The 387-nt window shown below is 51.2% G+C and carries 2 rRNA genes; both read left to right on the top strand.

Going from position 1 to position 387, the window contains the following annotated elements:
- Positions 1-174 (top strand): 23S ribosomal RNA (locus V2S86_RS25390); the annotation flags it as partial.
- 103 nt (positions 175-277) lie between these two features.
- Positions 278-387, top strand: a 5S ribosomal RNA gene (gene rrf / locus V2S86_RS25385); the annotation flags it as partial.

Raw genomic sequence — 387 nt, 5'->3', positions numbered from 1 at the left:
GGAAAAGATAAGCGCTGAAAGCATCTAAGCGCGAAACTTGCCTCGAGATGAGTCTTCCCTGGGCCTTTAAGGTCCCTGAAGGAACGTTTAAGACTAAGACGTTGATAGGCTGGGTGTGTAAGTGCAGTGATGCATTGAGCTAACCAGTACTAATGCTCCGTGAGGCTTAACCTTACAACACCGAAGGTGTTTTAGAGGGATGGTTTTGATTTTCAGTGAAGTTCCGAGATTGGTTCTGGTGGCTACGTGAGTGGCGGTTGGAATGAAACAGAATTTGCCTGGCGGCAATAGCGCGGTGGTCCCACCTGACCCCATGCCGAACTCAGAAGTGAAACGCCGTAGCGCCGATGGTAGTGTGGGGTCTCCCCATGCGAGAGTAGGACACTG

It is taken from the genome of Serratia sp. C2(1), from assembly GCF_036352655.1.
GTDB classification, from domain to species: Bacteria; Pseudomonadota; Gammaproteobacteria; order Enterobacterales; family Enterobacteriaceae; genus Serratia; species Serratia inhibens.
The sequence above is the reverse complement of the archived record's forward strand: the minus strand, read 5'-3'. Positions and strand labels throughout refer to the sequence as shown.